Origin of the sequence: Peptoniphilus indolicus ATCC 29427, from assembly GCF_000227315.1 — a bacterium.
Classification (GTDB): Bacteria; Bacillota; Clostridia; order Tissierellales; family Peptoniphilaceae; genus Peptoniphilus; species Peptoniphilus indolicus.
The window spans coordinates 1-577 of the sequence record NZ_JH165151.1; the positions used below are offsets into that span (position 1 = coordinate 1).

Genomic DNA, 577 nt, shown 5'->3' on the forward strand with positions numbered 1-577 from the left:
GCGATTTTGGTGCTCACCCTGCTAAGAGTTTATGGTGGGATTTTAATGAGATTCATATGAATAATTATGAAGATATTGTATATAATGTTCGTCTCATTTTAATTAAATTCATAGAATATGAATATTCAAATAGAATAGTATTAAAAAAACCAATATCTTGGTATGAATGGTTTATGGATAATTGTGATTTAATATATGACTTTATTTGATTGTAATTGATATTATTAGAAAATTTATAATAAAATACGTAATACTATTACTTAGAGACAATACTAAATTCTTCATGTAAAAGTTCGCTGACTAAATATCGTAATACAAACGCTTATCGTTAAGTCATAGTTAGATAGGGACGTATTATACAGTTTTAAACTTAGTAAAGCAATTGAATAGATAGTATATCTAAAATGCCAATATTTATTGGCATTTTAGAAAATAAATTTATGGCAGTTGTTAAACTATTAACCAATTTCATATCTATGTATTTAGTTAATTGAATGGTTATTTTAATAAAAATGATTTTATCCTACTATAATTAGGGTTGTAACTGAGGGAGAGCATTTCATTGAAAAAAATATTA

The 577-nt window shown here is 24.3% G+C and carries 1 pseudogene; it reads left to right on the top strand.

Annotated features, from left to right (window positions below):
• Nucleotides 1–209: pseudogene (locus tag HMPREF9129_RS11840) on the top strand (hypothetical protein); the annotation flags it as partial.
• Nucleotides 210–577: the final 368 nt, after the last annotated feature.